The sequence below is a fragment of the Pseudomonas sp. G3-19 genome, assembly GCF_054855875.1.
This window is the reverse complement of the sequence record NZ_JBMPIQ010000003.1, coordinates 2,485,045-2,507,979: the sequence shown is the minus strand read 5'-3', so window position 1 is coordinate 2,507,979 and position 22,935 is coordinate 2,485,045. Positions and strand designations below refer to the sequence as shown.

General features: G+C 61.2%; 24 protein-coding genes. 22 read left to right on the top strand and 2 right to left on the bottom strand.

Annotated elements, in window-relative coordinates:
- Positions 1–13: 13 nt before the first annotated feature.
- The 11 genes from ACOYXI_RS11540 to ACOYXI_RS11490 all read left to right on the top strand — a co-directional run bounded on the left by ACOYXI_RS11540 (position 14) and on the right by ACOYXI_RS11490 (position 9,289).
- Entirely contained in the window at positions 14–649 is a 636-nt protein-coding gene (locus ACOYXI_RS11540) for a MotA/TolQ/ExbB proton channel family protein (protein ID WP_003227083.1), read from the top strand.
- The gene (locus ACOYXI_RS11535) at positions 646–1,074 is read left to right on the top strand and encodes an ExbD/TolR family protein (RefSeq protein ID WP_027612340.1); all 429 of its coding nucleotides are present in this window, start codon (positions 646–648) and stop codon (positions 1,072–1,074) included. Before ACOYXI_RS11540 ends, ACOYXI_RS11535 begins: the two co-directional genes overlap by 4 nt.
- Complete coding sequence (gene lpxK / locus ACOYXI_RS11530) at positions 1,074–2,084, top strand: tetraacyldisaccharide 4'-kinase (RefSeq protein WP_115989146.1); 1,011 nt, start codon at positions 1,074–1,076, stop codon at positions 2,082–2,084. Before ACOYXI_RS11535 ends, lpxK begins: the two co-directional genes overlap by 1 nt.
- 21 nt (positions 2,085–2,105) lie before the next feature.
- Entirely contained in the window at positions 2,106–2,291 is a 186-nt protein-coding gene (locus ACOYXI_RS11525; RefSeq protein ID WP_003174668.1) for a Trm112 family protein, read from the top strand.
- Complete coding sequence (gene kdsB / locus ACOYXI_RS11520) at positions 2,288–3,052, top strand: 3-deoxy-manno-octulosonate cytidylyltransferase (RefSeq protein ID WP_210558164.1); 765 nt, start codon at positions 2,288–2,290, stop codon at positions 3,050–3,052. Before ACOYXI_RS11525 ends, kdsB begins: the two co-directional genes overlap by 4 nt.
- Positions 3,052–3,516, top strand: a complete 465-nt coding sequence (locus tag ACOYXI_RS11515) for a low molecular weight protein-tyrosine-phosphatase (RefSeq protein ID WP_123587531.1) — start codon at positions 3,052–3,054, stop codon at positions 3,514–3,516. Before kdsB ends, ACOYXI_RS11515 begins: the two co-directional genes overlap by 1 nt.
- Positions 3,513–4,532: a UDP-N-acetylmuramate dehydrogenase gene (gene murB, locus ACOYXI_RS11510; RefSeq protein WP_135296338.1), complete on the top strand. Its 1,020-nt coding sequence runs from the start codon at positions 3,513–3,515 to the stop codon at positions 4,530–4,532. The genes ACOYXI_RS11515 and murB overlap by 4 nt, the downstream gene beginning before the upstream one ends.
- 395 nt (positions 4,533–4,927) lie before the next feature.
- Positions 4,928–5,398: a (2Fe-2S)-binding protein gene (locus tag ACOYXI_RS11505; protein WP_027612345.1), complete on the top strand. Its 471-nt coding sequence runs from the start codon at positions 4,928–4,930 to the stop codon at positions 5,396–5,398.
- Entirely contained in the window at positions 5,395–7,716 is a 2,322-nt protein-coding gene (locus tag ACOYXI_RS11500) for a xanthine dehydrogenase family protein molybdopterin-binding subunit (RefSeq protein ID WP_461674855.1), read from the top strand. The genes ACOYXI_RS11505 and ACOYXI_RS11500 overlap by 4 nt, the downstream gene beginning before the upstream one ends.
- Entirely contained in the window at positions 7,716–8,696 is a 981-nt protein-coding gene (locus ACOYXI_RS11495) for an XdhC family protein (protein ID WP_461674854.1), read from the top strand. Before ACOYXI_RS11500 ends, ACOYXI_RS11495 begins: the two co-directional genes overlap by 1 nt.
- Entirely contained in the window at positions 8,693–9,289 is a 597-nt protein-coding gene (locus ACOYXI_RS11490; RefSeq protein ID WP_135296335.1) for a nucleotidyltransferase family protein, read from the top strand. Before ACOYXI_RS11495 ends, ACOYXI_RS11490 begins: the two co-directional genes overlap by 4 nt.
- Positions 9,290–9,478: 189 nt before the next feature.
- On the opposite strand, the gene rne is transcribed toward ACOYXI_RS11490, so the two are convergent.
- Complete coding sequence (rne, locus tag ACOYXI_RS11485) at positions 9,479–12,715, bottom strand: ribonuclease E (protein WP_461674853.1); 3,237 nt, start codon at positions 12,713–12,715, stop codon at positions 9,479–9,481.
- A 699-nt stretch (positions 12,716–13,414) separates the two neighbouring features.
- On the opposite strand from rne, the gene rluC reads away from it, so the two are divergent.
- From rluC to sppA, 3 genes are read left to right on the top strand one after another with little or no spacing between them, the layout of a single operon-like run.
- Positions 13,415–14,377: a 23S rRNA pseudouridine(955/2504/2580) synthase RluC gene (gene rluC, locus ACOYXI_RS11480; protein ID WP_007950779.1), complete on the top strand. Its 963-nt coding sequence runs from the start codon at positions 13,415–13,417 to the stop codon at positions 14,375–14,377.
- Positions 14,364–15,026, top strand: coding sequence for an HAD-IA family hydrolase (locus tag ACOYXI_RS11475; protein ID WP_027612351.1), 663 nt, complete (start codon positions 14,364–14,366; stop codon positions 15,024–15,026). The genes rluC and ACOYXI_RS11475 overlap by 14 nt, the downstream gene beginning before the upstream one ends.
- A gap of 24 nt (positions 15,027–15,050) precedes the next feature.
- Positions 15,051–16,040 carry a signal peptide peptidase SppA gene (sppA, locus tag ACOYXI_RS11470; protein ID WP_095137203.1) on the top strand — a complete coding sequence of 330 codons (990 nt, stop codon included), beginning with the start codon at positions 15,051–15,053 and terminating at the stop codon, positions 16,038–16,040.
- Positions 16,041–16,092: 52 nt separating this feature from the next.
- Here the strand turns inward: sppA and ACOYXI_RS11465 are convergent, their stop codons facing one another.
- The gene (locus ACOYXI_RS11465; protein ID WP_098965025.1) at positions 16,093–16,671 is read right to left on the bottom strand and encodes a Maf family protein; all 579 of its coding nucleotides are present in this window, start codon (positions 16,669–16,671) and stop codon (positions 16,093–16,095) included.
- A 105-nt stretch (positions 16,672–16,776) separates the two neighbouring features.
- Between ACOYXI_RS11465 and ACOYXI_RS11460 the strand changes: the two genes are divergently transcribed.
- From ACOYXI_RS11460 to pabC, 8 genes are all read left to right on the top strand, one after another.
- Positions 16,777–17,304, top strand: a complete 528-nt coding sequence (locus tag ACOYXI_RS11460; protein ID WP_003204262.1) for a YceD family protein — start codon at positions 16,777–16,779, stop codon at positions 17,302–17,304.
- A 13-nt stretch (positions 17,305–17,317) separates the two neighbouring features.
- Positions 17,318–17,500: a 50S ribosomal protein L32 gene (gene rpmF / locus ACOYXI_RS11455; RefSeq protein WP_003179396.1), complete on the top strand. Its 183-nt coding sequence runs from the start codon at positions 17,318–17,320 to the stop codon at positions 17,498–17,500.
- Positions 17,501–17,504: 4 nt separating this feature from the next.
- Entirely contained in the window at positions 17,505–18,515 is a 1,011-nt protein-coding gene (plsX, locus tag ACOYXI_RS11450; protein ID WP_080963300.1) for a phosphate acyltransferase PlsX, read from the top strand.
- A 122-nt stretch (positions 18,516–18,637) separates the two neighbouring features.
- On the top strand, positions 18,638–19,576 hold the full coding sequence (gene fabD, locus ACOYXI_RS11445; protein ID WP_098965023.1) for an ACP S-malonyltransferase: 939 nt from the start codon (positions 18,638–18,640) through the stop codon (positions 19,574–19,576).
- A 16-nt stretch (positions 19,577–19,592) separates the two neighbouring features.
- Positions 19,593–20,333: a 3-oxoacyl-ACP reductase FabG gene (gene fabG / locus ACOYXI_RS11440; RefSeq protein WP_027612356.1), complete on the top strand. Its 741-nt coding sequence runs from the start codon at positions 19,593–19,595 to the stop codon at positions 20,331–20,333.
- Between the two features lie 196 nt (positions 20,334–20,529).
- A complete protein-coding gene (gene acpP / locus ACOYXI_RS11435) occupies positions 20,530–20,766 on the top strand; it encodes an acyl carrier protein (protein WP_003175607.1) in 237 nt (78 codons plus the stop codon).
- A gap of 108 nt (positions 20,767–20,874) precedes the next feature.
- A complete protein-coding gene (gene fabF, locus ACOYXI_RS11430) occupies positions 20,875–22,119 on the top strand; it encodes a beta-ketoacyl-ACP synthase II (protein ID WP_003227039.1) in 1,245 nt (414 codons plus the stop codon).
- Complete coding sequence (pabC, locus tag ACOYXI_RS11425; protein ID WP_461674852.1) at positions 22,119–22,934, top strand: aminodeoxychorismate lyase; 816 nt, start codon at positions 22,119–22,121, stop codon at positions 22,932–22,934. The genes fabF and pabC overlap by 1 nt, the downstream gene beginning before the upstream one ends.
- The last annotated feature ends 1 nt before the right edge of the window (position 22,935 follow it).

Genomic DNA, 22,935 nt, shown 5'->3' with positions numbered 1-22,935 from the left:
GGGGACTGTCACTGTGTGGGAATTGGTCAAATCCGGCGGCTGGATGATGTTGCCGATCATTCTGAGTTCCATCGCGGCCATGGCGATTGTCGCCGAGCGCCTGTGGACCCTGCGCGCCAGCCGCGTCACCCCCGAGCATCTGCTGGGTCAGGTCTGGGTCTGGATCAAGGACAAGCAGCTCAATAAAGAAAAGCTCAAGGAATTGCGCGCCAATTCGCCGCTGGGTGAAATCCTCGCCGCGGGCCTGGCCAACTCCAAGCATGGTCGCGAGATCATGAAGGAATGCATCGAAGAAGCCGCCGCGCGGGTGATTCACGAGCTCGAACGCTACGTCAACGCGCTGGGCACGATTGCCGCCATGTCGCCGTTGCTGGGCCTGCTGGGCACGGTACTGGGCATGATCGACATTTTCAGCGCCTTCACCGGTTCCGGCATGACCACCAACGCCTCGGTCCTGGCCGGCGGTATTTCCAAGGCACTGATCACCACCGCTGCGGGCCTGATGGTCGGTATTCCGTCGGTGTTCTTCCACCGTTTCCTGCAACGCCGCATCGATGAGCTGGTGGTGGGCATGGAGCAGGAAGCGATCAAACTGGTCGAAGTGGTGCAGGGCGACCGTGACGTCGATCTGGCCGGGGACAAAGCGTGAAATTCCGTCGCAAACCCCGGGAAACGATCGACATCAACCTCGCGTCGCTGATCGACGTGGTGTTCATCCTGTTGCTGTTTTTCGTCGTGACCACCACCTTCACCCGCGAGACACAGTTGCGCGTCGATCTGCCGGAATCGGTCAGCGGTTCGCCCGCCGAAGACCAGCAGCTCAAGCAACTGGATGTCGCGATCAGCGCCGAAGGCGTGTTCTCGGTGAACAACAAGATTCTGCCGAAAAACGACCTGGCGACCCTGATGGAAGCCATGCAGAAAGAAGCCAACGGTGACACCAACATGCCGTTGTCGATCAGCGCCGACGGCAAGACCCAACACCAATCGGTGATCACCGCCATGGACGCGGCCGGCAAGCTCGGTTTCAGCCATTTGCGCATGACCACGGTCGAGGCGGCGCCCAAATCCTGATGAGCCTGTCCGATCGTTTGCTCGCCGCGTGGTATCAGGGGCATCCGGCCCTGACGCTGCTGCGGCCGCTGGAAATGCTCTACCGCCGCGTGGTGGTCAACAAGCGTCAGCGCTTTCTCGACGGTGAAGGCCAGATCTATCAGCCACCGGTGCCGTTAATCGTGGTCGGCAACATCACCGTCGGCGGCACCGGCAAGACACCGATGATCCTGTGGCTGATCGAGCATTGCCGACGCGCCGGTCTGCGGGTTGGCGTGGTCAGTCGCGGTTACGGCGCCAAACCGCCGCAACTGCCGTGGCGGGTCACCGCCGAGCAGAGCGCCGACGTCGCCGGCGATGAACCGCTGTTGATCGTGCAGCGCACCGGCGTGCCGCTGATGATCGACCCTGATCGCAGCGCAGCGGTCAAAGCCTTGCTCGCCAGTGAGCCGCTGGACCTGATCCTCTCCGATGATGGCATGCAGCATTACCGCTTGGCGCGAGATCTGGAGCTGGTGCTGATCGACGCCGCCCGTGGTTTGGGCAACAAGCGCTGCCTGCCGGCCGGTCCGTTGCGCGAGCCGATCGAGCGCCTGCAAAGCGTCGATGGCGTGCTGTTCAACGGTGCCACTGCGGATCGTGAAGACGGCTTCGCCTTTCACCTGCAGCCGACCGCACTGGTCAATCTGCGCAGCGGCAAGCGCCAGCCGCTTGAGCATTTTGCGCCCGGTCAATCGGTGCACGCGGTGGCCGGGATCGGCAATCCGCAACGTTTCTTCAATACCCTCGAAGCGCTAGACTGGCGAGCAGTCCCCCATGCGTTTGCCGACCACGCCGAATACAGCGTGCAGGCCTTGAATTTCACACCGTCATTGCCGTTGGTGATGACCGAAAAGGACGCGGTGAAGTGCCGTGCCTTCGCAGCAGACGACTGGTGGTATCTGGCGGTCGATGCCGTGCCGTCACCGGCCTTCGTGGCCTGGTTCGACACCCAGCTGATGCGCCTGTTGCCCGATCGTCTTTTGCCTTAACTCTTTATCCAGGGAATGTTCATGGACACCAAATTGCTCGACATCCTCGCGTGCCCGATCTGCAAAGGCCCGCTCAAGCTCAGCGCCGACAAGACCGAACTGATCAGCAAGGGCGCCGGTCTGGCCTATCCGATCCGCGACGGCATCCCGGTGATGCTCGAAAGCGAAGCGCGCACCCTGACCACTGACGAGCGTCTGGATAAATGACCACTGCTTTCACCGTTGTCATCCCGTCGCGTTACGCCTCGACCCGCTTGCCGGGCAAACCGCTGCTGGATATCGCCGGCAAGCCGATGATTCAGCATGTCTGGGAGCAGGCGAGCAAAAGCAGCGCCAGCCGTGTGGTGGTCGCGACCGACGATGCGCGCATCGTCGAGGCCTGCAAAGTGTTCGGCGCGGAAGTAGTGCTGACCCGTGAAGATCACAATTCCGGGACTGACCGCCTGGCGGAAGTCGCGGCGAAGCTGGGTCTTGCACCGGACGCGATCGTGGTCAACGTGCAGGGTGACGAGCCGCTGATCCCGCCAAGTGTGATTGATCAGGTCGCGGCCAATCTCGCGGCCCACACCGAAGCGCGTATGGCCACCCTGGCCGAGCCGATCGAAAACGTCGAAACCCTGTTCAACCCGAACGTGGTCAAGGTCGTCAGCGACCTCAACGGCCTGGCGCTGACCTTCAGCCGCGCCACCTTGCCGTGGGCCCGCGATGCCTTCGCCAAGAGCCGCGAGCAGTTGCCGGAGGGCGTGCCGTACCGTCGCCACATCGGCATTTACGCCTACCGCGCCGGGTTCCTTCAGGACTTCGTGAGCTGGGGCCCGTGCTGGCTGGAAAACACTGAATCCCTCGAACAACTGCGTGCCTTGTGGCATGGCGTGCGGATTCATGTCGCCGATGCATTGATCGCGCCGCCGACCGGTGTCGACACCGTTGAAGACCTCGAGCGCGTTCGTCGCCTGCTGGAGGCCTGATGCGCGTTCTGTTCGTGTGCCTGGGCAACATTTGCCGCTCGCCCACCGCTGAAGGCGTGCTGCGCCACAAATTGCGCACAGCCGGGCTGGCGGATCAGGTCGAAGTGGCCTCCGCCGGCACCGGTGACTGGCACGTCGGCAATCCGCCGGACAAGCGCAGCCAAGCTGCAGCCAAAGTGCGTGGTTATGACCTGTCGGCGCAACGCGCGCAGCAGGTCAGCCGCGCCGATTTCGCCAGTTACGACCTGATTCTGGCCATGGACAACAGCAACCTGCGTAACCTCAAGGCACTGCAACCGTCCACCGGCAAGGCCGAGCTGGATCTGTTCCTGCGCCGTTATGCCGGTGTGGTCGATGAAGTGCCGGATCCGTACTACGACGGCGATCAGGGCTTCGAGCAGGTGCTGGACCTGATCGAAGCAGCCTGTGACCAACTGTTGATCGAAGTGAAGGGCCGGTTATGAGTTTGCAGCTTCAATCACAGGTTTCGCTGAAACCGTTCAACAGTTTTGGCGTCGACGTTCGCGCGCAGTTGTTCGCCGAGGCCCACAGCGACGCCGACGTGCGCGAAGCCCTTGCCTATGCGACTGCCCATGATCTGCCGTTGCTGGTGATCGGCGGCGGCAGCAACCTGCTGCTGACTGCAGATATTCCGGCGCTGGTGCTGCGCATGGCCAGCCATGGCATTCGGCTGATCAGCGATGACGGCAACCACGTGGTGATCGAGGCTGAAGCCGGTGAGCCGTGGCATCCGTTCGTGCAGCACACGCTGGCGCTGGGTTTTTCCGGTCTGGAAAACCTCAGCCTGATCCCCGGCACCGTGGGCGCGGCACCGATGCAGAACATCGGTGCCTACGGCGTCGAGATCAAGGATGTGTTCGCCGGGCTGACCGCGCTGGATCGCCAGACCGGCGAGCTGCGCGACTTCAGCCTGGAAGAATGCAACTTCGCCTACCGCGACAGCCTGTTCAAGCAGCAGCCGGGGCGTTGGCTGATCCTGCGGGTGCGCTTCAAGCTCGATCGTGTTGCGCATCTGCATCTGGAATACGGCCCGGTGCGTCAGCGCCTGACCGAGCAAGGCATCGAGCAACCGACACCCAGCGACGTCAGTCGCGCGATCTGCAGTATCCGCAGCGAAAAATTGCCGGATCCGGCGGTGCTCGGCAATGCCGGCAGTTTCTTCAAGAATCCGCTGGTGTCGGCCGCGCTGGTCGAGCAGATCAAGGCGCAGCACCCGGATCTGGTGGCCTATGCGCAAGCGGACGGGCAGATGAAACTGGCCGCCGGCTGGTTGATCGAGCGCGCTGGCTGGAAAGGTTTCCGCGAGGCCGATGCTGGTGTGCATAAATTGCAGGCGCTGGTGCTGGTCAACTACGGCACCGCCACCGGCCTGCAATTGCTGGAGCTGGCGCAACGCATCCAGAAAGATATTGCCGAACGTTTCAATGTCGAACTGGAAATGGAGCCGAACCGCTATTGAGGCTACGCTTCAGGTCGGTATCCAAAGCCCTGCACTGAACAAAAAGTGCAGGGCTTTTTTGTTAACGGTGGGTTAACTTAGCCAGCTAACGATAACCGTCATTTGCTCCACCAAAGGCCCGGTGCAGACGTTCGCGTCGGCACAAGAGAGCCTGTGCCAACCACATATCAGTCAGCGATGACCCTGTGGCGAGGGAGCTTGCTCCCGCTGGGGCGCGTAGCGGCCCCGCTTTCAAGAAGGGCCTGCTCCGCAGTCCAGCGGGAGCAAGCACCCTCGCCACAGGCTCAGTGTTCGGCTTCACTGATGTGTATTGGCCCATTAGCCTGAGTCGATCTGCGTGAACCACCGCCAGTTCTGCTCGACCCCATAACCACCAAGAATATGCGGGCGTGCCCATGATTACCCTGAAACTCAATGGCCAGGATCACCCACTGGATGTCACCGAAGACATGCCGCTGCTGTGGGCTATTCGTGATGTCGCCGGTTACAACGGCACCAAATTCGGCTGCGGCATGGGCCTGTGCGGTGCCTGCACCATTCATATCGACGGCTTGCCGGCGCGCAGTTGCATCACGCCGATCGGCTCGGTGGTCGGGCAAAACGTCACCACCATCGACAATCTGCACGCCGATCCGGTCGGGCAGGTGGTGCAGCAAGCCTGGCTCGATAGCGCCGTGGCGCAGTGTGGTTTTTGTCAGGGCGGGCAGATCATGTCCGCCACCGCGTTGCTCAAGACCAACCCCGATCCGAGCGACGAGCAGATCGAAGAGGCAATGGTCGGCAACATTTGCCGGTGCGGCACCTACAACCGGATCAAGACCGCGATCCGCCAGGCCTCGACTCACTTGAAGGAGGCCAAGGCATGAGCCGCTTGCCGAATGATTTCGCCCTGAGCAATCTCAGCCGCCGTGGTTTTCTCAAGGGCGTCGGCGCCACGGGCGCATTGGTCCTGGCCGCGAGCTGGGGCTGGCAGGATGCACTGGCTGAAGACAAACCGAAGAAGTTCGGTGCTGATGGCATGCCCAATGGCTGGATCGACGATCCCAAGGTCTACGTCAGCATCGCCGCGGATGGCACGGTCACCGTGGTCTGCAACCGCTCGGAAATGGGCCAGGGCGTGCGCACCAGTTTGAGCATGGTGGTCGCTGATGAACTGGACGCCGATTGGGCCAAAGTCAAAGTGCAACAGGCGCCGGGTGACGAAGTACGTTTCGGCAACCAGGACACTGACGGTTCGCGCAGCATGCGTCACTGGTATGAACCGATGCGCCGCTGCGGCGCGGCGGCCCGGACCATGCTCGAACAAGCCGCCGCCGCGCAGTGGCAGGTGCCGGTGGGCGAGTGCCATGCGCAGCTGCACAAAGTCCTGCACACACCGTCCGGTCGCGAGCTGGGTTACGGCGAACTTGCCGCTGCCGCCAGTGCACTGGCGGTGCCGGCCCGTGACAGCCTGCGCCTCAAGCAGCCGTCAGAGTTCCGCTACATCGGCAAGGAAGGCACCAAAGCCATCGACGGTGCCGATATCGTCAACGGGCGCGCGGTGTACGGCGCGGACGTGCATTTCGACGGCATGCTCTACGCCACCATCGCCCGTCCGGCGGTGTACGGCGGCAAGGTCAAGTCGCTGGATGACAGCGCCGCGCTGAAGGTTCCGGGTGTGCTGAAGATCATGCAGATCGAGAGCCGTCCGCTGCCTTCGGAATTCCAGCCGCTGGGCGGCGTAGCGGTGATTGCCAGCAATACCTGGGCGGCGATCAAGGGCCGCGAGGCGCTAAAGATCGAATGGGACGACGGCCCCAATGCCAGTTATGACTCGATCGCTTATCGCAAGGAACTGGAAGCGGCGTCGCGCAAACCCGGCAAAGTGGTACGCAACACTGGCGATATCGACAAAGCCCTGAGCGGCGCCGCCAGCAGCCTCGAAGCGTCCTATTATCTGCCGCATCTGGCCCAGGCACCGATGGAGCCGATGGTCGCCATCGCGCGCTACGACAAAGGTGTGTGTGAAGCGTGGGCGCCGAGTCAGGCGCCGCAGGTAACTCGCGAACGCATCGCCGAGCGCCTGGGGCTGCCGTTCGACAATGTCACCTTCAACGTCACGCTGCTCGGTGGCGGTTTCGGCCGTAAATCGAAGCCGGATTTCGTCGTCGAGGCGGCGATCCTTGCCAAGCAATTCCCCGGTAAAGCCGTGCGGGTGCAATGGACCCGCGAGGATGACATCCACAACTCGTATTTCCACACGGTGTCCGCCGAGTATTTGAAAGCCGCTGTCGGCAAGGACGGCATGCCCTCCGGCTGGCTGCATCGCACAGTGGCGCCGAGCATTACGGCGCTGTTCGCCCCGGGCATGAACCATGAAGCGGCGTTCGAACTGGGCATGGGCTTTACCAACATGGCCTACGCGATTCCCAACGTGCGCTTGGAAAACCCCGAAGCCACGGTGCACACCCGGGTCGGCTGGTATCGTTCGGTGTCGAACATTCCTCACGGTTTTGCGATTCAGAGTTTCGTCGATGAACTGGCGCACAAGGCGGGCGTCGATCCGCTCAAGTACCAGATCAAGTTGCTCGGCCCGGATCGGCAGATCGATCCGCGTACCCTGAGTGAGGAGTGGAACTACGGCGAATCCCCCGAGCGCTACCCGATCGACACCGGGCGCATGCGCACGGTACTGGAAACCGCGGCCAAGGCTGCCGGCTGGGGGCGTCAGTTGCCCAAGGGCCGAGGCCTCGGTCTGGCGGTGCATTACAGCTTCGTCACCTATGTGGCGGCGGTGATCGAAGTCGAGGTCAAGGACGACGGTACGCTGATCGTGCACAAGGCTGACATCGCTGTTGATTGCGGACCGCAGATCAACCCTGAGCGCATTCGCTCGCAGTTCGAGGGCGCGTGTGTGATGGGCCTGGGCAACGCGGTGCTGGGTGAAATCAGCTTCAAGGATGGCAAGGTCCAGCAGGACAACTTCCATATGTACGAAGTGGCGCGCATGTCGCTGGCGCCGAAGGAAATCGCGGTGCATTTGGTGACGCCGCCGGGCGACGTGCCGTTGGGCGGAGTCGGTGAGCCGGGCGTGCCGCCGATTGCGCCGGCACTGTGCAATGCGATCTTCGCCGCCACCGGCCAGCGCATCCGTAACTTGCCGGTGCGTTATCAGTTGCAGGGTTGGCAGAAGGCGCAGGCGTAATGGATAGCGCCGATCTCAACGTCCTGCGCAGCGTGCTTGAATGGCGCCGCGCCGGGCAGCGGGTGGTGCTGTTCAGTGTGGTGCAGACCTGGGGCACTGCGCCCCGGGCACCCGGCGCGATGCTCGCATTGCGCGAGGACGGCGTGGTGATCGGCTCGGTGTCCGGCGGTTGTGTCGAGGATGACTTGATCGCCCGTCTGCACGACGGGCGCATCGCCAGCGACGGGCCACCGGTGCAACTGATTACCTATGGCGTCACCCGCGAGGAGGCGGCGCGGTTCGGCTTGCCCTGTGGCGGCACGCTGCGCCTGACCGAGGAGCGGGTCGCTGATCCGGCGTGGGTCGCCGAGTTGCTCGCCCGTTGTGAAACGCATGAAATTGTCGCCCGTGAGCTGAACATCGAAACCGGTGAAGTTGTGCTATCAGCGGCGAGCAAATCCGATGTGCTGGCATTCGATGGTAAGACCCTGCGCGCCATTTATGGCCCGCGCTGGCGCCTGCTGCTGATCGGCGCCGGGCAGCTGTCGCGCTACGTGGCGGACATGGCGCGGCTGCTGGATTTCGAGGTGCTGATCTGCGATCCGCGTACCGAGTTCGTCTACGGCTGGGAAGAGCACCACGGTCGCTTTGTCCCGGGCATGCCGGATGACGCGGTGTTGAGCATTCAGACGGACGAACGCACAGCCATCGTCGCGCTGACTCACGATCCCCGTCTGGATGATATGGCGTTGCTCACCGCGCTCGATTCGCCGGCCTTCTATGTCGGTGCACTGGGGTCGCGGGTCAACAGCCAGAAGCGCCGGGACAATCTGGCTCAGCTAGGCTTGTCAGAAGCCGCCATTGCGCGATTGCACGGGCCGATCGGTCTGCACATCGGCAGTCATTCGCCAGCGGAGATTGCTCTGTCGTTATTGGCGGAGATTGTGGCGATCAAGAACGGCGTCGAGTTGAAACAGAAGAAAGTCGTGGAGGGCGCATGAGTCGATCTATCGCAGTGATTGTGCTGGCGGCGGGCGAGGGCAGTCGCTTTCGCCAGGTTGCCGGTGCCGACAAGGACAAGTTGCTGGCCGATTGCACCGGGCGTGATGGCGCGGTGCGCTCGGTGATCGAGCAAGTGTTGCTGAATCTGCCGGCCAACCTCGACAAGCGGGTGCTGGTGACCACTGAAGCGCGGCCGCAGGCGATGCGCATGGCTCAGGCTTATGGCTGTGACGTGGTCTCGATTGAATCGACCGGGATGGGTGACAGTATTGCGGCTGGCGTTGCGGTTTGTCCGGATGCAGATGGCTGGCTGATCGTGTTGGGGGACATGCCGTTTATCCTGCCGTCGAGTATCGAGCGGGTGGTGGCGGCAATGACCGATGACGCGGTTAGTGTGCCGGTGCAGGAGGGCGAATTTGGGCATCCGGTGGGGTTCGGGCGTTCGTTCGGGCCGGGCTTGCAGGCATTGAGTGGTGATCGCGGCGCCAGGCCTTTGTTCAAGCAGGGCAGGGTGATTGAGATAGCGGTGGATGATCCCGGGGTGTTGTGGGATATCGATGTGCCTGAGTCTCTGGTATTCCCCCAATCCTGAGCCTCCTGCAGAGCTTTTGTGGGAGCGGGCTTGCTCGCGAATGCGGAGCGTCAGTGACTTCCAGGGTGGCTGACACACCGCATTCGCGAGCAAGCCCGCTCCCACATTGAAGGGTGGTGAAGCTTGAACTGGAGGCATGAAAAAGCCCCGCCTGATTGCTCAGGCGGGGCTTTTTATTGGCTTGCGGAATCAGACGAGCGGTTTAGGCTCGTGTTCTTTTTCCTCGGCCGCCTGGTGATGCTCGACCGCGTCCTGAACGGAGCGTGGTGCTTCGGCGATCACCGACTCAACCACGGCCTCTTCAGTCACAGCAGCAACTTCGACCACTTCAGCCGCCGGAGCAGCAGCGGCAGCCAGTTCGGCTTCCTTCTGCAGACGCTCGGCTTCACGCTTGCGGCGACGCACTTCACGTGGGTCGTTTGGCGCACGGCCGTTTGGCGTCAGGGCGCTGACCGGAGCGGCTTCAACCACTGGAGCAGGGGCTTCGGCAACCACTGGCGCTTCGACCACCGGTGCTTCAACCACTGGCGCTGGAGCAGGTTCAGCGGCTTCGACCACTGGCGCGGCAGCCTTGGCTTCTTCAACCACTGGGGCTTCTGCCACTGGCGCTGGAGTTTCAGCGACGGCAGGCTCGGCAACCCAGTTGAACGCGGTCTGTTCTTCGCGAACTTCACGCACGGTTTCGGTCACGGTTTCAGCGACGGTTTCAGCAGCCGGCTCTGCGGCCACAACTGGCGCTTCAATGGCAGGTTCTGCAGCGGCTTCAACCTGAGGCAGAGTTTCTTGAACCGGTGCCACTTCGACTTCCGGAGCAGCAACCACTTCCACTGGGGTGGTGGCCTCAACGACCGGCGCTTCCACTGGAGCGGTTTCCTGAACAGCGGCGGTAGCGCGTTCGGCTTGCTCGTGAGCCTGTGCTTCGGCCGGAGCGCTGATCACGCTGCTGGCAACAGCGGCAGTGACGGCCAGGCCGGCAGCCAGATCGGCAGCGCTTGGTGCTGGTTCAGCGTTTTCGCCGGACTCGGACTCTTCCGAACCTTCGATCACGTTGCCGTTGGCATCACGCTGACGCTCGCGACGGTTGCTGCGACGACGCTGACCACGGGAGCGACGACGTGGACGATCGCCTTCGGCGTTGTCCTGACCGTCTTCCGGCAGTTGCTCTTCGTTGCTGTTCACTTCTTCTTCAGCAACGGCAGCAGCCTGCTCGGCACGCGGTTGACGCTCTTCACGCGGTGGGCGTGGAGCGCGCTCTTCGCGAGGCTGACGGGCCGGACGCTCTTCTGCGACCACAGCGGCAGCGGCAGCTGCTACGGGTGCAGCCGGAGCGGCGTCCAGTGGCTCGCGCAGTTCACGTACACGCTCTTCACGCTCGCCACGTGGCTTGCGGTCTTCGCGCGGCGCACGTGGTGCACGTTCTTCACGCGGAGCGCGGGGTGCGCGTTCTTCGCGGGCGGCCGGTGCTTCGCTGCGGGCTTCACGCGGCTCGCGGACTTCACGGGCTTCACGTGGCTGACGCTCTTCACGCGGCTCGCGTGGGGCGCGCTCTTCACGCGGCGCACGTTCTTCGCGCGGCTTGCGCTCTTCATCGCGGCGACCGTTACGGTTGCGGCTCTGCTGACGACCGTTGCGACGCTCTTCGTTGCGGGCTGGACGCTCGGTGGCCGGTTTTTCAACGACGACCGGAGCGGCTGGCTCTTCTTTGGTCGCGAACAGGCTGACCAGCGATTTCACCAGGCCCTTGAACAGGCTTGGCTCTGGCGCGGCAACCGGAGCCGGTGCAGCAGCGACAGGCGCGGCGACTTCGGTCGGCACCGGCGCATTGGCACGGGCCGGCGCAGTCTTGACCGCGGCTTCCTGGCGAACCAGGGTGCGGGTCGCAGCGGCTGGCTGGACTTCTTCGACTTCGGCAGCGGCAGCAGCGATTTCGTAGCTGGACTGGTTGGTCGCAGCTTCCGGGCTGTCGTCACGCAGACGCTGAACTTCGAAGTGCGGGGTTTCCAGGTGATCGTTCGGCAGAATGACGATACGGGCACGGGTGCGCAGTTCGATCTTGGTGATCGAGTTGCGTTTTTCGTTGAGCAGGAACGCGGCGACCGGGATCGGCACCTGAGCGCGCACTTCGGCAGTGCGGTCTTTCAGGGCTTCTTCTTCGATCAGGCGCAGGATCGCCAGCGACAGCGATTCGACGTCACGGATGATGCCGGTGCCGTTGCAGCGCGGGCAGACGATGCCGCTGCTTTCGCCCAGCGATGGACGCAGGCGCTGACGGGACATTTCCAGCAGGCCGAAGCGCGAGATGCGGCCGATCTGCACGCGAGCGCGGTCGGCTTCCAGGCATTCGCGGACTTTCTCTTCCACGGCGCGCTGGTTCTTGGCAGGGGTCATGTCGATGAAGTCGATGACGATCAGGCCGCCGATGTCGCGCAGGCGCAACTGACGGGCGATTTCTTCGGCGGCTTCAAGGTTGGTCTGCAGCGCGGTTTCTTCGATGTCGCTGCCTTTGGTGGCGCGCGCCGAGTTGATGTCGATGGACACCAGGGCTTCGGTCGGATCGATGACGATGGAGCCGCCGGAAGGCAGTTCGACGACGCGCTGGAAAGCGGTCTCGATCTGGCTTTCGATCTGGAAACGGTTGAACAGCGGAACGCTGTCTTCGTACAGCTTGATCTTGCTGGCGTACTGCGGCATCACCTGGCGGATGAAGGTCAGGGCTTCGTCCTGGGCTTCAACGCTGTCGATCAGCACTTCGCCGATGTCCTGGCGCAGGTAATCGCGGATGGCGCGGATGATCACGTTGCTTTCCTGATAGATCAGGAATGGCGCGGAGCGATCCAGCGAGGCTTCTTTGATGGCGGTCCACAGTTGCAGCAGGTAGTCGAGGTCCCACTGCATTTCTTCGCTGCTGCGGCCCAGGCCGGCAGTGCGCACGATCAGACCCATGTCGGCTGGAGCAACCAGGCCGTTCAGCGCTTCACGCAGTTCGTTGCGCTCTTCGCCTTCGATGCGACGGGAGATACCGCCGGCACGCGGGTTGTTCGGCATCAGCACGAGGTAACGACCGGCCAGGCTGATGAAAGTGGTCAGGGCGGCGCCCTTGTTGCCACGTTCTTCTTTTTCGACCTGAACGATGACTTCCTGGCCTTCGCTCAGGACGTCCTTGATGTTGACGCGGCCTTCAGGGGCTTTCTTGAAGTATTCGCGGGAGATTTCTTTGAGGGGCAGGAAGCCGTGGCGCTCGGAGCCGAAATCGACAAAGGCAGCCTCAAGGCTTGGTTCGATGCGAGTGATACGGCCTTTGTAGATGTTGGCCTTCTTCTGCTCGCGTGCACCGGATTCGATGTCCAGGTCGTAGAGGCGTTGGCCATCTACCAGTGCAACACGCAACTCTTCGGGTTGAGTTGCGTTAATCAGCATTCTTTTCATGTAGTACCGTCGGTTTCCGGGCTGCCGGAAACGGCGTTCGGCACACACGACTTCTCACGGTCGGTGTCAGGTGCGTCGGGAGTGGTTGGCCATTCCCGTGTCCAGCGATGTCAGGCCAATTGGGCCGATATCGCGACGTACGCGTCCTGCTTGCTGTGGCTACTTAAGCACTCAGTCAGGAGGAGGAATCAACCAGCGGCTGTGGACGAGATGAAGCGTCTTGATAAAGCCTATTGCTACACAGTCCGGCGGTTGTGCATCTCCACCCTACACGTATCCCTGATAATTCGGGTGCTGCCGCGCGCAGAATCCGCAGCGGGTTGGCATTTACCGTGAGCTCCGAAAGGGGAAGTCACGCATCATGGCTAATTCAGGCGATGTTTCCGAAGCCTTCGCTCGGGGTCATCTGCAGCTGACTGCACTTTGTGAACTGGCCTCGAATATTTGCCTGTCAGGCGAGTGAAAACTCTGCTCGACGGTGTAATTCAGGCCTCATGTCACCTGCGCTTGTTACAACTGCAAACTCCACCGTTACGTAGCGAAAGCCCCGTAGGACGGCCTCGCGTCCTGGTGAATTGCGTTGGTCAGGGCCGGTTTTTGACCGTGGTTCCGCTGTCCAGGCCGCTTTTGGCGGCGTTCGCGACTATAGCAGCAATGATTAAGTGCTTCAATTCCATAAAAATTGTTATCATCCGCGGCATGACAACTACTGCCCCTTCGACTCCAGGCGTTCAACTGCTTGAAGTCTCGCCGGAGTATGCCGGCCAACGAATCGACAATTTCCTCCTTGCCCGGCTCAAAGGCGTGCCCAAGACCTTGATTTACCGCATTTTGCGTAAAGGCGAAGTGCGCGTGAACAAGGGGCGGATCAAGCCCGAATACAAGCTGCAGGCCGGCGATATCGTGCGCGTGCCGCCGGTTCGTGTGCCTGAGCGCGACGAACCGGTGCCCTTGGCTCAGGGTCTGTTACAGCGCCTGGAAGCCTCGATTGTCTACGAAGACAAAGCCCTGATCGTGATCAACAAGCCCGCCGGCATTGCGGTTCACGGCGGCAGCGGCTTGAATTACGGTGTCATCGAAGCCTTTCGTCAGTTGCGCCCCGATGCCAAGGAGCTGGAGCTGGTTCACCGTCTCGACCGTGACACCTCCGGCCTGCTGATGATCGCCAAGAAGCGCAGCATGTTGCGGCACTTGCACGCCGCCTTGCGTGGTGACGGTGTCGACAAGCGTTACATGGCGCTGGTGCGCGGCAATTGGGCGACCTCGATCAAGCAAGTCCGTGCGGCGCTGGGCAAGAGCAATCTGCGCTCCGGCGAGCGCATGGTCGAGGTCGACGAGGAGGAGGGCAAGGAGTCGGTGACCGTGTTCAAGGTCCTGCGTCGTTTCGGCGACTTTGCCACTCTGATCGAAGCCAAGCCGATCACCGGTCGCACGCATCAGATCCGCGTCCATACGTTGCACGCCGGGCACTGCATTGCCGGCGACACCAAGTACGGCGATGACGGTTTCAGCAAGGAAATCCGTGATCTGGGCGGCAAACGTCTGTTCCTGCACGCCTACATGCTGACCGTGCCGCTGCCCGATGGCGGCGAGCTCAAGTTGCAGGCACCAGTGGATGAAATGTGGGCCAAGACCGTGGAGCGATTGAGTGCGCCCATCTGATTACAAACTGCTGATTTTCGATTGGGACGGCACCCTCGCTGATTCCATTGGTCGGATTGTCGAAGCGATGCATTCTGCGTCCGCGCGTTCCGGTTTCGAGTTGCGTGATGATTTTGCCGTCAAGGGCATCATCGGTCTGGGCTTGCCCGAGGCGATCCGCACCTTGTACCCGGACATCAGTGATGCCGAGATGACCCTGTTTCGCGAGTATTACGCTGATCACTACATCGCGGCAGAAGCCGTGCCTTCGCCGCTGTTCGAAGGCGTAGTGGAGTCGATGGCGTCGTTTCGCGAGCAGGGCTATCACCTGGCAGTCGCGACCGGCAAGAATCGTCGCGGACTGGATCGGGTGCTCAAGGCCAATGGCTGGGAAGATTATTTCGATATCACCCGCGCCGCCGACGAAACCGCGAGCAAGCCGCATCCGCTGATGCTCGAGCAGATTCTCGCGCATTGTCGCGTGCGGCCCGAGCAGGCGCTGATGGTCGGGGATTCGTCCTTCGATCTGCTGATGGCGCGTAATGCGGGCATGGCGTCGGTGGCGGTCAGCTACGGCGCGCAGTCGATCGAGTCGCTGCAGCAGTTCGAGCCGCGCCTGTCGATCGACCGTTTTAGTGAATTGCACGCCTGGCTGGGGCAGCAGGCTTAATACGTTTTTGCTGGGGTACAGCGCATGACCGACGAATGGAAAGCACCGGCCAAGGCAAGTGCCGACGACGGTGACGAGAAAAGCTGGAAGCTGCTGGAAAAGACTTTGCTGGCCAGTGTGCAGGAGCAGCGTCGCTCGCGGCGTTGGGGGATCTTCTTCAAGCTGCTGACGTTTGTTTATCTGTTTGTTGCGCTGATCCTGTTCACGCCGCTGATGGACATGGAAAAGAGCGCCACCCGTGGCCCGAACTACACCGCGCTGATCGACGTCACCGGCATGATTGCCGACAAGGAGCCTGCCAGTGCCGACAACATTGTCGGTAGCCTGCGAGCAGCCTTCGAGGACAAGAAGGTCAAGGGCGTGATCCTGCGGATCAACAGTCCGGGCGGCAGTCCGGTGCAGTCGGGTTATGTGTATGACGAGATCAAGCGTCTGCGCGGTCTGCACCCGGATATCAAGGTGTACGCGGTGATTTCCGATCTCGGTGCGTCCGGTGCCTATTACATCGCCAGTGCTGCGGATCAGATCTATGCCGACAAGGCCAGTCTGGTCGGCTCCATTGGTGTAACGGCGGCCGGTTACGGGTTTGTCGGCACCATGGACAAGCTCGGCGTCGAGCGTCGCACTTATACCTCGGGCGAGCACAAATCGTTTCTGGATCCGTTCCAGCCGCAGAAGCCTGACGAAACCGCATTCTGGCAGACCGTGCTGGATACCACGCACAAGCAGTTCATCAACAGTGTCAAACAGGGTCGTGGCGATCGCCTGAAGGACAAGGAGCATCCGGAACTGTTCTCCGGGCTGGTCTGGTCCGGCGAGCAGGCGCTGCCGTTGGGCTTGATCGATGGTCTGGGCAATGCCAGTTCCGTGGCGCGGGATGTGATCGGCGAGAAAGAGCTGGTGGATTTCACTGTGCAGGAATCGCCGTTCGACCGCTTCTCGAAGAAACTTGGCGCCAGTGTGGCTGAGCAGTTGGCGATGTGGATGGGGTTCCACGGGCCATCGTTGCGTTAAGCGTGGTGCAGTGTTGAAAAGAAACCGGCCTCAATGGCCGGTTTTTTGTGCGTTAAGGGATTTGCACGCCCTCGGCCAGCAGCATGTCGATCAGGCGAATCAGCGGCAGGCCGATCAGGCTGGTGGCGTCAGGCCCTTCGGTGGATTGGAACAGGCTCACGCCCAAACCTTCGGCCTTGAAGCTGCCGGCGCAGTCGTAGGGCTGCTCCAGGCGCAGGTAGCGTTCAATTCGCGCCTCGTCGAGCTGACGCATGTGCACGGTAAACGGCACGCAGTCGACCTGGCAGTGGCCGGTCTGGCTGTTGAGCAGGGCCAGGCCGGTGAGGAAGGTCACGCTGGCGCCGCTGGCGGCGAGTAGTTGCTCGCGAGCCTTGTCGAAGGTGTGTGGCTTGCCGATGATCCGATCGCCGAGCACTGCGACCTGGTCCGAGCCAATAATCAGATGAGCGGGATGGCTCGCGGCGAGTGCGCGGGCTTTCTGTTCGGCGAGGCGCTTGACCAGTTCGATGGCGGATTCGCCCGGTCGGTGGCTTTCGTCGATATCCGGCGAGCTGCAGACGAACGGCAGGTGCAAGCGGGCGAGCAATTCCCGGCGATAGGTCGAGCTGGAAGCAAGTAATAAAGGCAGCATTGGCGTCTCCTGAGGCAGGCGCGAATTCTAGCGGAGGCACGCAAGTGACGGACAGGGCACAATTTCCTTTGACATGGGTGGGTGCATCCCTATAATGCTGCGCCTATGTTGAATGACCCGATTCCACCTCACGTTGACCCGCGCAAATTGGCTGACCGTGGCACCACCCTTCAAGGTGAACTGCTGCTGGCCGATTTGAAGAGACTCTGCGACCCGCTTTCCGACGATGTCGGTACGGTGCAGGCCAAATTCGTTTTTGAACGAGATGAACGTAAATCTGTGGTGATCCACAGCTTTATCGACACCGAAGTCAAAATGGTTTGCCAGCGTTGTCTTGAGCTGGTCACCCTGCCGATCCACAGCGAATGCAGTTACGCTGTAGTGAAGGAGGGTGCGAATACCCAGTCGTTACCGAAAGGTTATGACGTGCTGGAACTGGGCGAAGATCCATTGGATCTGCAGTCACTGATCGAGGAGGAGCTTCTGCTCGCCTTGCCCATTGTGCCTGCTCATCATCCGGAAGAATGCCAGCAGCCGGCGGGAGCAGATGAACCCGAACCGAGCGAGGACGAGGTAACGCGGTCCAACCCGTTCAGTGTATTGGCGCAGTTAAAGCGTGACCCAAACGTTTAGGAGTTAATCAATTATGGCTGTTCAGCAGAACAAAAAATCCCGCTCTGCCCGTGACATGCGCCGTTCGCACGACGCTCTCGAGGCTAGCACCCTGTCTGTAGAAAAAACCACTGGTGAAGTTCACCTGCGTCACCACGTATCGCCAGAAGGCGTATACCGTGGCCGTAAAGTGATCGACAAGGGCGCTGACGAGTAATCACTTGTCCGCTCAAGTCATCGCGATTGACGCAATGGGCGGGGACTTCGGTCCCCGCAGCATTGTTCAGGCCAGCCTTGCTTGCCTTTCTGCTACGCCCTCGCTGCACCTGACCCTCGTCGGTCAACCCTCCCTACTTGAAGAACTGATCAACGGCCAATCGGCTGCCGATCGCGCGCGCCTGACAATTGTCCCGGCGTCTGAAGTCATCACCATGGACGAAAAGCCGACTCAGGCCTTGCGTGGCAAGCCGGACTCGTCGATGCGTGTCGCCCTTGAACTGGTGCGTGATGGCAAGGCTCAGGCCTGTGTCAGTGCCGGCAATACCGGGGCGTTGATGGCGCTGTCGCGATTTGTGCTCAAGACCTTGCCGGGGATTGATCGGCCGGCGATGGTGGCGGCGATTCCGACGCAGAAGGGTTATTGCCAGTTGCTCGACCTGGGCGCCAACGTCGATTGCAGCGCCGAGCATCTATTGCAGTTCGCGGTGATGGGCTCGGTGGCGGCGCAGACGCTGGGCATCGCCCGGCCGCGTGTCGCGTTGCTGAATATCGGCACCGAGGACATCAAGGGCAATCAGCAGGTCAAGCTGGCGGCGACCTTGTTGCAGGCGGCGCGCGGTATTAACTACATCGGTTTTGTCGAGGGCGATGGCCTGTATCGCGGCGAGGCGGATGTAGTGGTCTGTGACGGTTTTGTCGGCAATATCCTGCTCAAGTCCAGCGAAGGCCTGGCGACGATGATCGCCGCGCGCATCGAGGCCTTGTTCAGGAAAAACTTTGCTTCCCGCGTGGTAGGTGCTTTGGCCCTGCCATTGATGAAGCGCCTGCAGGCGGATCTCGCACCGGCGCGACATAACGGCGCAAGCTTCCTCGGCTTGCAGGGTATCGTGGTGAAAAGTCACGGTTCGGCCGGGGTTCAGGGTTTTCAGAGTGCAATTCAGCGCGCGCTGATCGAGATTCAGGAGAACCTGCCCGAACGCCTCCACGGTCGTTTGGAGGATCTGTTGTCTTAGGCGTTTTCGTCGGACAATGCTTAAATGTGACCGCCCGGTTCAAAGGGCCATCCAACTGTCAGTTTCTTGCGTCCCCCAGTGGGGCGTCATTTTCGACGACAAGATCATTAGGGGCTTGTTACATGTCTGCTTCCCTCGCATTCGTCTTTCCAGGACAGGGTTCGCAGTCCCTCGGCATGCTGGCCGAGCTGGGCGCGGAATATCCGTTGATCCTCGAAACCTTCAAAGAAGCCTCCGCTGCTCTGGGCTATGACCTGTGGGCACTGACCCAGCAGGGCCCGGAAGAGCTGCTCAATCAAACCGACAAAACCCAACCGGCCATTCTGACCGCTTCGATCGCCCTGTGGCGTCTGTGGCTGGCTGAAGGTGGCGCGCGTCCGGCATTTGTTGCCGGTCACAGCCTGGGTGAATACAGCGCGCTGGTTGCTGCCGGCAGCCTGAGCCTGGCCGACGCGGTGAAGCTCGTCGAGCGCCGTGGCCAGTTGATGCAGGAAGCCGTTCCGGCCGGGCAGGGCGGCATGGCTGCGATCCTCGGTCTGGAAGATGCCGACGTGCTGGCAGCCTGTGCCGAAGCGGCGCAGGGCGAAGTGGTCAGCGCGGTGAACTTCAACTCGCCGGGTCAGGTAGTGATTGCCGGCGCCAAGGCTGCGGTTGAGCGTGCCATCGAGGGCTGCAAGGCCCGTGGCGCCAAGCGTGCCATGCCGTTGCCGGTGAGCGTGCCGTCGCATTGCGAACTGATGCGTCCGGCTGCCGAGCGCTTTGCCGAATCCATCGCCGCCATCGACTGGCAGGCGCCGCAGATCCCGGTCGTACAGAACGTCAGCGCGCAAGTGCCGGCCGATCTGGAAACCCTCAAGCGTGATCTGCTTGAACAGCTGTACAAGCCCGTTCGTTGGGTTGAATCGGTTCAGACGCTGGCTGCCAAAGGCGCGACCAATCTGATCGAATGCGGCCCGGGCAAAGTGCTGGCCGGTCTGAACAAACGTTGCGCCGAAGGCGTTTCGACCTCCAATCTCAACACCCCAGACGCTTTCGTTGCCGCCCGTGCAGCGCAGGCCTGAATCAGGAGAAACTTGCATGAGTCTGCAAGGTAAAGTTGCACTGGTCACCGGTGCAAGCCGCGGTATCGGCCAGGCTATCGCACTGGAACTGGGTCGTCAGGGCGCCATCGTCGTTGGCACCGCGACCTCCGCCAAGGGTGCCGAGGCGATCGCTGCCACGCTCAAGGAGCACGGCATTCAAGGTACCGGCCTGGAACTGAACGTCACCAGCGACGAATCCGTTGCCGCCGTGATCGCGAGCATTCAGGAGCAGTTCGGCGCGCCGGCGATTCTGGTCAATAATGCCGGCATCACCCGCGATAACCTGATGATGCGCATGAAAGACGATGAATGGTACGACGTGATCGATACCAACCTGAACAGTCTGTATCGCCTGTCCAAGGGCGTTTTGCGTGGCATGACCAAGGCGCGCTGGGGCCGAATTATCAGTATTGGCTCGGTGGTGGGTGCCATGGGCAACGCAGGCCAAGTAAACTATGCAGCCGCCAAGGCCGGTCTGGAAGGTTTCAGCCGTGCGATGGCGCGTGAAGTCGGTTCGCGTTCGATTACGGTCAACTCGGTAACCCCTGGGTTCATCGACACCGATATGACCCGCGAACTGCCGGAAGCACAGCGTGAAGCCTTGCAGACGCAGATTCCGCTGGGCCGTCTGGGACAAGCTCAAGAGATCGCCTCGGTGGTCGCTTTTCTTGCATCCGACGGTGCGGCATACGTCACTGGGGCTACAATCCCGGTGAACGGTGGGATGTACATGTAAGTAAAATGTGACGGATTGCTTCAAAAAAATGTCATACGAGCTGTCTAAAATCCGTTATAAAGCTGCAATCTATTTATAGGCAGAGGGCCGCAGGGTTTGAGGAGTGAAGCTTTCAGTTGAAAAGCTGAAAAGCCTTTCTATACACTTACCCACTGGCCAGCTGCCTGAATTTGTCCATTAGGAGTGAAAACAAGGTATGAGCACCATCGAAGAGCGCGTCAAGAAAATCGTTGCCGAGCAACTGGGCGTTAAAGAAGAAGAAGTGGTCAACACTGCTTCCTTCGTTGAAGACCTGGGTGCCGACTCCCTTGACACCGTTGAGCTGGTGATGGCTCTGGAAGAGGAATTCGAGACCGAAATCCCTGACGAAGAAGCTGAGAAGATCACTACTGTACAAGCTGCAATCGACTACGTTACTAGCCACCAGGCGTAATAGTTTGTAATCGTTGTCTGCTGTCATGGAAAAACCGCACTGCCATCATGGCGTGCGGTTTTTTCTTTAGGCCTGATGCAAAGTCGTCATTTGAAAAAGGAGAGTGCTGTGTCGCGTAGACGCGTCGTAGTCACCGGTATGGGTATGTTGTCGCCACTGGGCACGGATGTGCCGAGCAGTTGGCAGGGCATTCTGGCTGGCCGCAGTGGCATTGGTCTGATCGAACACACCGACCTTTCTGCCTATTCCACCCGTTTTGGCGGCTCGGTAAAGGGCTTCAATGTCGAGGAATACCTGTCGGTCAAGGAAGCACGCAAGCTCGACCTGTTCATTCAGTACGGTCTGGCCGCGGGTTTTCAGGCTGTTCGCAACGCCGGTCTGGAAGTCACCGACGCCAACCGTGAGCGCATTGGCGTGGCCATGGGCTCGGGCATCGGCGGTCTGACCAACATCGAAGAAACCAGCCGTACCCTGCATGAGACGGGCCCGCGTCGAATTTCGCCATTCTTCGTGCCAGGCTCGATCATCAATATGATTTCCGGTTTTCTGTCCATCCACCTGGGTGCACAGGGGCCGAACTACGCCATTTCCACTGCCTGTACCACCGGTACGCACTGCATTGGCATGGCGGCGCGCAACATCATGTACGACGAAGCCGACGTAATGATCGCCGGCGGTGCCGAGATGGCCGCGTGCGGTCTGGGCATGGGCGGCTTCGGCGCGTCCCGTGCGCTGTCGACCCGCAACGACGAGCCGACTCGCGCCAGTCGTCCATGGGACAAGGGCCGTGATGGCTTCGTGCTGTCTGACGGTGCCGGTGCGCTGGTACTCGAAGAACTCGAGCACGCCAAGGCCCGTGGCGCCACGATCTACGCCGAGCTGATCGGCTTCGGCACCAGTGGCGATGCGTTCCACATGACGTCGCCACCCGCTGATGGCGCTGGTGCAGCGCGCTGCATCACCAATGCGCTGCGCGATGCGAAGATCAACATCGACCAGGTGCAGTACATCAACGCCCACGGTACTTCGACCCCGGCCGGCGACCTTGCCGAAGCCAACGCGATCAAGACCGTGTTCGGTGATCACGCCTACAACCTGGCGGTCAGCTCCACCAAGTCGATGACCGGTCACCTGTTGGGTGCGGCGGGCGCGGTCGAGGCGATCTTCAGCGTACTGGCGATCAACAGTCAGGTAGCACCGCCGACCATCAACCTCGACGAGCCGGATGAAGGCTGCGATCTCGATTTCGTGCCGCACACTGCGCGCAACATGGACATCGACGTCGTACTGTCCAACTCGTTCGGGTTTGGCGGCACCAACGGCACGTTGGCATTCCGCCGGTTCGCCGGTTGATGGACAGCTGGGTCGACGGTCAACCGGCTGACGCTCTGTCGCTGAAAGATCGCGGCCTGGCTTACGGTGATGGTCTGTTCGAGACCATTGCCGTGCACGGCGGCCAGCCGGTATTGCTGGATCGTCACCTGACGCGTTTGGCCGAGGGCTGCTCGCGTCTGGCCATCGCCGCGGATATCGAACTGGTTCGCAGCGAGCTGCTGGCTTATGCCGCGGCAATGGGCGAGGGCGTGCTCAAGCTCATTCTCACCCGTGGTGACGGCTTGCGTGGCTACGCACCCGATCCTGCGGCACAGGGTCGACGCATTCTGCAAGGCAATCCGCCTGCTGCTTATCCTGCCGTGCATGGCGAGCAGGGCGTGCGCCTGTTTCCCTGCGTCACGCGGTTATCCAACCAGCCGTTGCTGGCCGGTCTCAAGCATCTGAATCGTCTGGAGCAAGTGCTCGCCCGTGCCGAATGGCGCGACAGCGAACACGCCGAAGGCTTGATGCTCGATCAGGCCGGGCGCGTCATCGAAGGCGTGTTCAGCAACCTGTTTCTGGTGCGCGACGGCGTACTGATCACCCCGGATCTGAAGCGCTGTGGCGTGGCCGGTGTGATGCGTGCTGAAATATTGTTTCAGGCCGAGTCATTGGCCATCCCCATCCAAATCACCGACATCAGCCTCGAACAGCTGCAATGGGCTGATGAAGTCTTTATCTGCAACAGCGTGTATGGCGTCTGGCCGGTACGGGCCTACGCTGCACTGAGCTGGCCGGTTGGCCCGCTCACCCGTAAACTGCAAACCATTGCCCGTGCGCTACTGGATGCCTGAT

Excerpts from the sequence above, each read along its gene's own strand:
- ACOYXI_RS11460 (WP_003204262.1), top strand. The coding sequence starts at position 16,777 with ATGTTGAATGACCCGATTCCACCTCACGTTGACCCGCGCAAATTGGCT.
- acpP (WP_003175607.1), top strand. The coding sequence starts at position 20,530 with ATGAGCACCATCGAAGAGCGCGTCAAGAAAATCGTTGCCGAGCAACTG.
- rne (WP_461674853.1), bottom strand. The coding sequence starts at position 12,715 with ATGAAAAGAATGCTGATTAACGCAACTCAACCCGAAGAGTTGCGTGTT.
- sppA (WP_095137203.1), top strand. The coding sequence starts at position 15,051 with ATGACCGACGAATGGAAAGCACCGGCCAAGGCAAGTGCCGACGACGGT.
- pabC (WP_461674852.1), top strand. The coding sequence starts at position 22,119 with ATGGACAGCTGGGTCGACGGTCAACCGGCTGACGCTCTGTCGCTGAAA.
- rpmF (WP_003179396.1), top strand. The coding sequence starts at position 17,318 with ATGGCTGTTCAGCAGAACAAAAAATCCCGCTCTGCCCGTGACATGCGC.
- murB (WP_135296338.1), top strand. The coding sequence starts at position 3,513 with ATGAGTTTGCAGCTTCAATCACAGGTTTCGCTGAAACCGTTCAACAGT.
- fabG (WP_027612356.1), top strand. The coding sequence starts at position 19,593 with ATGAGTCTGCAAGGTAAAGTTGCACTGGTCACCGGTGCAAGCCGCGGT.
- lpxK (WP_115989146.1), top strand. The coding sequence starts at position 1,074 with ATGAGCCTGTCCGATCGTTTGCTCGCCGCGTGGTATCAGGGGCATCCG.
- kdsB (WP_210558164.1), top strand. The coding sequence starts at position 2,288 with ATGACCACTGCTTTCACCGTTGTCATCCCGTCGCGTTACGCCTCGACC.
- ACOYXI_RS11465 (WP_098965025.1), bottom strand. The coding sequence starts at position 16,671 with ATGCTGCCTTTATTACTTGCTTCCAGCTCGACCTATCGCCGGGAATTG.
- ACOYXI_RS11525 (WP_003174668.1), top strand. The coding sequence starts at position 2,106 with ATGGACACCAAATTGCTCGACATCCTCGCGTGCCCGATCTGCAAAGGC.
- rluC (WP_007950779.1), top strand. The coding sequence starts at position 13,415 with ATGACAACTACTGCCCCTTCGACTCCAGGCGTTCAACTGCTTGAAGTC.
- ACOYXI_RS11505 (WP_027612345.1), top strand. The coding sequence starts at position 4,928 with ATGATTACCCTGAAACTCAATGGCCAGGATCACCCACTGGATGTCACC.
- ACOYXI_RS11500 (WP_461674855.1), top strand. The coding sequence starts at position 5,395 with ATGAGCCGCTTGCCGAATGATTTCGCCCTGAGCAATCTCAGCCGCCGT.
- fabD (WP_098965023.1), top strand. The coding sequence starts at position 18,638 with ATGTCTGCTTCCCTCGCATTCGTCTTTCCAGGACAGGGTTCGCAGTCC.
- ACOYXI_RS11490 (WP_135296335.1), top strand. The coding sequence starts at position 8,693 with ATGAGTCGATCTATCGCAGTGATTGTGCTGGCGGCGGGCGAGGGCAGT.
- ACOYXI_RS11495 (WP_461674854.1), top strand. The coding sequence starts at position 7,716 with ATGGATAGCGCCGATCTCAACGTCCTGCGCAGCGTGCTTGAATGGCGC.
- ACOYXI_RS11515 (WP_123587531.1), top strand. The coding sequence starts at position 3,052 with ATGCGCGTTCTGTTCGTGTGCCTGGGCAACATTTGCCGCTCGCCCACC.